Annotated in this window: 7 protein-coding genes and 1 pseudogene; 5 read left to right on the top strand and 3 right to left on the bottom strand. The window is 77.7% G+C overall.

Annotated elements, in window-relative coordinates; translation table 11 throughout:
- The 4 genes from LE181_RS31015 to LE181_RS31030 form a co-directional block, all read left to right on the top strand.
- Positions 1–324, top strand: a 324-nt coding sequence (locus LE181_RS31015; protein ID WP_225664870.1) for an SIS domain-containing protein, incomplete at its 5' end; no start/stop codon positions are given.
- 51 nt (positions 325–375) lie between these two features.
- A complete protein-coding gene (locus LE181_RS31020; protein ID WP_225664872.1) occupies positions 376–1,809 on the top strand; it encodes a PfkB family carbohydrate kinase in 1,434 nt (477 codons plus the stop codon).
- A complete protein-coding gene (locus LE181_RS31025) occupies positions 1,806–2,762 on the top strand; it encodes a glycosyltransferase family 9 protein (protein WP_225664874.1) in 957 nt (318 codons plus the stop codon). Before LE181_RS31020 ends, LE181_RS31025 begins: the two co-directional genes overlap by 4 nt.
- A gap of 71 nt (positions 2,763–2,833) precedes the next feature.
- Positions 2,834–3,061, top strand: a complete 228-nt coding sequence (locus LE181_RS31030; protein WP_225664876.1) for a DUF6480 family protein — start codon at positions 2,834–2,836, stop codon at positions 3,059–3,061.
- 10 nt (positions 3,062–3,071) lie between these two features.
- On the opposite strand, the gene LE181_RS31035 is transcribed toward LE181_RS31030, so the two are convergent.
- From LE181_RS31035 to LE181_RS31045, 3 genes are all read right to left on the bottom strand, one after another.
- On the bottom strand, positions 3,072–4,301 hold the full coding sequence (locus tag LE181_RS31035; RefSeq protein WP_372458551.1) for an MFS transporter: 1,230 nt from the start codon (positions 4,299–4,301) through the stop codon (positions 3,072–3,074).
- Positions 4,302–4,789: 488 nt separating this feature from the next.
- Entirely contained in the window at positions 4,790–5,752 is a 963-nt protein-coding gene (locus LE181_RS31040; protein WP_225664877.1) for an SDR family NAD(P)-dependent oxidoreductase, read from the bottom strand.
- A 97-nt stretch (positions 5,753–5,849) separates the two neighbouring features.
- A complete protein-coding gene (locus tag LE181_RS31045) occupies positions 5,850–6,380 on the bottom strand; it encodes a DUF1360 domain-containing protein (RefSeq protein WP_225664878.1) in 531 nt (176 codons plus the stop codon).
- A 210-nt stretch (positions 6,381–6,590) separates the two neighbouring features.
- Between LE181_RS31045 and LE181_RS31050 the strand changes: the two are divergent.
- A pseudogene (locus LE181_RS31050) lies at positions 6,591–6,795 on the top strand (hemerythrin domain-containing protein); the annotation flags it as partial.

The raw sequence follows: 6,795 nt of genomic DNA on the forward strand, positions 1-6,795 counted from the left end.
AGCTGTACGGCCATCGTCAACGACTACGGGGCGGACGAGCTGTTCGCCCGTCAGGTGCGGGCGCACGCCCGGCCCGGGGACGTGCTGATCCTGCTGTCGACGAGCGGGGCGAGCCCCAATCTGCTGCGGGCGGCCGCGGCGGGGCGCGAGGCCGCCGCGGCCGTGTGGTCGCTGACCGGTCCCGCGCCCAACCCGCTCGCGGAGGCGGGCGACGAGCGGCTGTGCGTGGAGGCCGCCACCACGGCGACCGTCCAGGAGCTGCACCTGGTGGCGGTGCACATGATGTGCGACGCCTTCGACACGGCGCTCGGCTGCGGTCCGTGACCGGACACCGCACCCGGCGCCGTCCGACAACGCCCGTGAAGGGGACGCCTCATGAGTGACGGGACTCCGCTGCTGGTCGTCGGTGACGCGCTGCTCGACCGGGACCTGGTCGGCACGGCGGAACGGCTCGCGCCGGACGCGCCGGTGCCCGTGCTGGACGGCTGCCGGGAGCTGCTGCGCCCCGGGGGCGCGGCGCTGGCCGCGTTCCTGGCGGCGCGGGCGGGCCGGGCCGTGACGCTCGTCGCCCCGCTGGGCACGGACGCGGCGAGCCGGCAGGTGCGGGCGCTGCTCGAACCGCTGGTGACGATCGTTGCGTTGCCGCTGGACGGACCGCTGGCGGAGAAGACGCGGGTGATGGCGGGCGGCCGGCCGGTGGTGCGGCTGGACCGGGGCGAGGGCCGGGCGGCCGGTGGTACGGAGCGGGCCCGCCGGGCCCTGGCCGAGGCGCCCGTCGTGCTGGTGTCCGACTACGCGCGGGGCACCGCGGAGGTGCTGCGGGACGTGCTCGCCGCGCTCGCTCCGCACGCGGCGCTGGTGTGGGACCCGCATCCGCGCGGCCGCCCGCCCGTGCCGGGCGCGCGCCTGGTGACGCCCACGGGCGAGGAGGCCCGCCGGTTCGCCGGGGGCGGCACGGACGACGACGGCGAGGCGCTCGGCGCGGTGGCGCGGACGGCGGCGGAGCTGGTGCGGCGCTGGCGGGCGGTGTGCGTGGCGGTGACCCTGGGCCGGCGGGGCGCCCTGCTCTCCCAGGGCGACGGCCCCATGCTCGTCCCCGCGGCCGCACAGCACAGCGGTGACGCGTGCGGGGCCGGTGACTGCTTCGCCGCGACGGCGGCCGGGCTGCTGGGCGACGGCGCGCTGCCGGCGGAGGCCGTGCAGGGGGCCGTGGCGGCCGCGACCCGGTACGTCGCCGAAGGCGGGGCCCGCGCCGTCACGGCCGTCCCGTCCTCCGCGGCCCCTCCCTCCGGTGCCCCCGCGGCGGACGCCCTGCAGCTGGCGCGGCGCGTGCGGGCGGCGGGCGGCACGGTGGTGGCCGCGGGCGGCTGCTTCGACCTGCTGCACGCCGGGCACGTGAGCCTGCTTCAGCAGGCCCGGGGCATCGGCGACTGCCTGATCGTGTGCCTGAACTCCGACGCCTCGGTGCGCCGGCGCAAGGGCGCCGGCCGGCCGCTGACCACCCTGGCGGACCGGATCAGGGTGTTGCAGGCCCTGCAGTGCGTGGACGCCGTCGCGGTCTTCGAGGAGGACACGCCCGAGCCGCTGCTGTCCCGGCTGCGTCCGCACATCTGGGTCAAGGGCGGCGACTACGCGGTGGAGCAGCTGCCGGAGGCCGCCCGGCTCGCGGCGTGGGGCGGCCAGGCCGTGCTGCTGCCCTACCTCGACGGCCGCTCCAGCACCCTGCTGGCCGAGCGGGCGGCGGACAGCCTCGCCGTCGCCCGGCGGACGCGGGCCCCGGCCGGCGCTTCCCGCCCGGAGGGGCGGTGACGGCGGCGGGCCCGGCCCGGCCCCGGGTGCTGGTGCTGCGGGCGCTCGGCCTGGGCGACCTGCTCGCCGGCGTACCCGCGCTGCGGGCGCTGCGCCGGGGGTTCCCGGGCCATGAGCTGGTGCTGGCCGCGCCCGCCGCCCTGGCGTCCGTGGCGGCGGCGTCGGGCGCCGTGGACACCCTGTTGCCGGCGGCCGCCCCGGGGCGTGCGGTGCCGCGGAGACTGGCGTGGCGGGGGCCGCCGCCGCAGGTCGCCGTGGACCTGCACGGCAACGGGCCGGCCAGCCACCGGCTGCTGTCGGACCTGCGGCCCGGCCGGCTGCTGGCCTTCGCCCACCCCGGTACGCCCGAGGTGGCGGGGCCCCGGTGGCTGGCGGAGGAGCACGAGCGGGAGCGCTGGTGCCGGCTGCTGCGCGCGTACGGCATTCCGGCCGACGCCACGGACCTGGCGCTGCCCGCGCCCGAGGACCCCTCCCCCGCTCCGGGCGCCGTGGTGCTGCACCCGGGTGCGGGCTCGCCCGCGCGCTGCTGGCCGGCCGGTCGTTACGCCGCCGTGGCACGGCGGCTGCTGGCGCGGGGGCAGCCGGTGGCGGTGACCGGCGGGCCGGGTGAGGAGGAGCTCGTGGCGCAGGTGGCCGTGCCCGGGGCGCGCACGTTCCCGGGGGGCCTGGACGTCGGGGAGCTGTCCGCCCTGGTGGCCGGGGCCACGGCCGTGGTCAGCGGGGACACGGGCGTGGCCCACCTAGCCGTGGCCCACGGCACCCGCAGCGTGACCCTCTTCGGCCCCGTGGCGCCCGCTCTATGGGGGCCGCCGCCGTCCGCGCGCCACACGGCGCTGTGGCATCCCGGGCCGCCGGGCGATCCGCACGGCCGGCAGCCCGACCCGCTGCTGCTCCGCATACGCCCCGACGAGGTCCTCGATGCCCTGGACCGTCAGGAGGTCCTGACCGCGTGACCGCGGTGGCCCGTCGTCCGGCGGTGCCACTGTGGAGAGTGACGGAACGAGACGGGAAGGAAGGTGTCCTCATGACCAGTGCCGGCCCCGATCCGGGCGCACCGCTCACCCCCGGGCAGCCGGGTGGCGGGGGTGTGCCGCCGGGCGAGACGCCGCCCGGCGAGGACAGCACCGCGGGCGCGGGCCCGCGGGAGACCTACAACCCGACGCGCGGCTGGGCGAAGGGCCCGGTCGTCGTGATCGGGGTGTGCGTGGTGCTGATGTTCGTGCTCTTCATCATCTGGGCGGCGATCGTGTGACCGTTCCCGCTCAGGCCGCGGTCCCGTAGGCCGGCTCGGGCACGAGGACCGTGGCCGGGCGGGGGGCGGTGCGGCGCCGGTGGGCGAGGGCACCCGCGCCGATCACGCCGGCGATGACGGCGCCGCCGAGGATCAGGGCGCCGCGCTCGCCCGCCGTCTGGACCAGCAGGCCCAGCAGCGGCGGCCCGGCCAGGCCCCAGGCGGTGCTCACGCTGCGCCACACGCCGAGGACGCGGCCGCGCATGTGGGCGGGCGGGTCGGTCTGCAGCACGGTGGTGGTGGCGGTGTCGGAGACCGACTCCACGATGGCCATCGGGACGACCATGACCAGCAGCATCAGCAGCACGGGGCTGAAGCCGGCCACGATCTGCAGCAGTCCGCCGGCCGCGGCCAGCAGGGCCACCAGCCGCACGGTCGGCCTGTGCAGCCGACCGGCGAGGACGGCGCCCGCGATGCCGCCGGCCGCGAGGAGGGCCGAGACCAGGCCGTAGGCGCCGGCGCCGCCGTGCAGCGGGCCGGTGACGAGGGTGGCGAGGGTGAGCTGGTAGTTGCGGCCCAGGACGGCGCTCACCGCGGCGATCACGGCGAGGGCGACGAGGCTGCGGCGGCTGAGGAAGAACGCCAGGCCGCCGCCCTTCCCGGCGGCGTCGCCGCGCGGCGCGGCCGCGGCGGCCGCGGCGTCGGCGCGTGCGTGCGGCTGCAGGCGCAGGAAGGGGATGACGGCGGTCACGAACAGGAACGAGACGCCGTTGACGGCGTAGGCGCCGGCGGTGCCGATGGTGGCGATGCCGACCGCCGCGAGGGCGGTGCCGGCCAGCCGGCCCACGCTGTGCACGACGGAGCCCAGGGCGATCGCGGAGGGAACGTCCTTCTCGGGGACCAGGTCGTTGCCGAGCAGGGCCGTCGCCGGGCCGTCGACGGTGGCGATCAGGCCGGTGATGCCGGCGAGGACCATGAGCAGCGGCACGTTCAGCATGCCGAAGGCCACGAGCAGGGCGGTGGCGAAGGCCACCAGGGCCAGCAGGGCCTGGCTGACGGCCGCGGTGAGCTTGCGCGGCAGACGGTCGACGACGGCTCCGCCGAGCAGCCCGAAGAGCAGGCCGGGGGCGGCCTGGACGGACAGGGACAGACCCGTGGTGGCGGCCGAGCCGGTCAGCTGCAGGACGAGCAGGTTCTGCACGGTGAGCTGCATCCAGGTGCCGAGGTTCGACACGAGGTTGGCCGCGGACCACCAGCGCATGCTGCGGCTGCGCAGGCAGCGCCACGGGGAGCGGTCGCCGCCCCCGGCGGCCTTGCGGCGGCCGGGCAGGGCGCGCACGAGCCGCGCGGGGACGGACGGCGTGGTGGAGGCGGGCAGGGCAGGGGCGGCGGAGGAAGGGCGCAAGGTCCGGTCCGGGGGTCGGGGTCGGCGGCAGGCCGGCACGTCGCCCCGTCGCACGCTCCGCCCGTGGGGGCGGTCTGCGGCTTCCGGGCGTCGAAGACCCCCGCCGGGTCGGTCACCGCGGGCGGGGGGCCGGGAGGACGCCGTGGCCCGACGCTCCTGGGTGGGGTCGCGCCGACGTCCCCGTCATCGTCACAAGCGCTTCCCGGCGTTGAGAAGTTCGCGCGCTGTGCGGTCGGTCACCCTGCCGCGGCGGCCCCTTGCGGGCGCCGGGCGCCGGGGTGTCGGGGGTGCTGCGGGTCACATGGCGCGCGGCAGGAGCATCCGGGGGCGTCCCGGTGCCGTGCTCAGCCGGTCTGCTGGTTGAACCGGTGGGCGGCGCGGTCGTTGAGCCGGGTGATCCGGCGGAGCAGGGCGGAATCGACGCCGCGGGCGGCCTGCCGTCCCGGCACGTTGTGGCGGGGGGCGTCGCCGCTGCGCGGGAGCAGCCGGGCGGTCAGGGTCAGCAGCCGGCCGGTGGTGGCGGGGGCGACGCCGGCGAACCGCACGGCCGCCTTGGCGACGGGGCTGAGGATCACTTCCGGGCGGCGCCGCTCGGCGGCCCTGACGACGGCGCTCGCCGCCCGCTCGGCGTCCATGGACAGCACCGGGAGGCCCGCCGCGGCGGCGAACCAGGCGTACTCCCGGTCGACCTGGCCGCTGAAGCGCGCCGCGGTGTGGGAGCCGGTGCGCATGAGGCCGGGCAGGACCGTCGTGACGCTGATGCCGTCACCGGCCAGCTCGGCGCGCAGCCCCTCGGACAGGCCGGCGGCGGCGAACTTGGCGCCCACGTAGGGCAGCAGGTGGGGGGCGGCGACGCGGCCGCCGAGCGAGCTGACGTTGACGACCCGGCCCCGGGAGGCCCGGAGCTCCGGCGCGGCGGCCAGCACGAGGCGCAGGGGGGCGAAGTACATCGTCTCCATGGCGCTGCGGAAGTCCTCCTCCGTCATGGAGGCCAGGGGTCCCACCTGGATCTCGCCCGCGTTGTTGACGAGGACGTCCAGGCCGCCGAACGCCTCCTTCGTCGCCGCCAGGAGCTGCTGCGGAGCCTGGGCGTCGGTGATGTCGCAGGCCAGTGAGCGCACGTCGGCCACGCCTTCGTCGCGCAGCAGCCGTTCGGCCCGGGAGAGCTCGTCGGCGTCGCGGGCGCAGAGCATCACCCGGCACCCCCGGCGGCCCAGCTCGCGGGCGATCAGCAGGCCCAGGCCGCGGGAGGAGCCGGTCACGAGCGCGGTTCCGCCGTCGAGGCGGTCGGGGGACGAGCGGGCCATGGGGCACCTCCTGACGTCCCTGTCAGTGTCACCCGGCGCACGGACCCGCGCCGCTCGGGCCGGTGCGACCGTCCATGACACGCACGGTGGCCGGTCGCTACTCGCCGGCGGCCTGCTGCATGCGTACGCGCACGAAGTGCAGGAGGTCGGCGCCGGCGATGGCGGTCATGGTGGCGGTGGCCAGCCGGGTGGTGCGGGGCGCGAAGACCATCCCGGCCGCAAGGCCGGTGGCGACCCACAGCCCGGTGCAGAACGGGCACGTCAGCAGCTCTCCCACCACCTTGCGGGCGCCGTGGCCGCGGGGCTCCTCGGCGAGCTCGGCGGGGCCGGAGGTGCCCCGGTAGCGGGCGAAGGGGGCCCGCAGGGGGCTGGTCACGGGGTCCTTGGTCATCAGGCGGGAGAGCTGGTGGGTGGCACCGGCGCACAGCAGCACGTCCCAGGGGGTGGGGTCGGGCAGCGGGCGGCGGGCGAGCCGGGCCGCGGCCGAGAGGGCGGCGACGCCCGCGGCGTAGACGCCCATCGCCCCGGCGTAGGCGCCCATGGGCCGGTCCGCGCCGGCCGTGTAGGCGCCCCGCTCCTCGTCGAGGGTCCGCCGGAGCCGCTCCTCGGGATCCTCCGGGCTGGACATGGCTGCCTCCAGGGACGAGGGGCGGGGGAAGGCCCCGGCGGGGGGGCTCCGCGCCCCACCGTGGCACACCGCGGCACCCGGCGCCCGCCGGCGCTGCTCCATCCGGCCGGGCACCTCCCGCCCGCCCGTGAACGCCCCGCCGGCAGGTGTCGGCCGGACGGCTCCGGGTACCCGGGCCCGGACCTGACCGACGATGTGAGGAGGCATGACATGGCGCCCTCGGAGACGACGGGGCAGCGGCCGGAGAGCAACGACGTCGTGATGCTGCTGCAGAAGCAGCACGAGGAGATCCGGACCCTTCTCGACGAGGTCCTCGCGCACACCGGTGAGCAGCGCAAGCACTCCTTCCGGCTCCTGGTGCACCTGATGGCCGTGCACGAGACGGCCGAGGAGGAGATCGTCCACCCCTACGCCC

Origin of the sequence: Streptomyces sichuanensis (assembly GCF_020328095.1) — a bacterium.
GTDB classification, from domain to species: domain Bacteria; phylum Actinomycetota; class Actinomycetes; order Streptomycetales; family Streptomycetaceae; genus Streptomyces; species Streptomyces cinnamoneus.

Coding starts and splice junctions, on each gene's coding strand:
- LE181_RS31020 (WP_225664872.1), top strand. CDS start 376: ATGAGTGACGGGACTCCGCTGCTGGTCGTCGGTGACGCGCTGCTCGAC.
- LE181_RS31030 (WP_225664876.1), top strand. CDS start 2,834: ATGACCAGTGCCGGCCCCGATCCGGGCGCACCGCTCACCCCCGGGCAG.
- LE181_RS31035 (WP_372458551.1), bottom strand. CDS start 4,301: ATGCGCTGGTGGTCCGCGGCCAACCTCGTGTCGAACCTCGGCACCTGG.
- LE181_RS31040 (WP_225664877.1), bottom strand. CDS start 5,752: ATGGCCCGCTCGTCCCCCGACCGCCTCGACGGCGGAACCGCGCTCGTG.
- LE181_RS31045 (WP_225664878.1), bottom strand. CDS start 6,380: ATGTCCAGCCCGGAGGATCCCGAGGAGCGGCTCCGGCGGACCCTCGAC.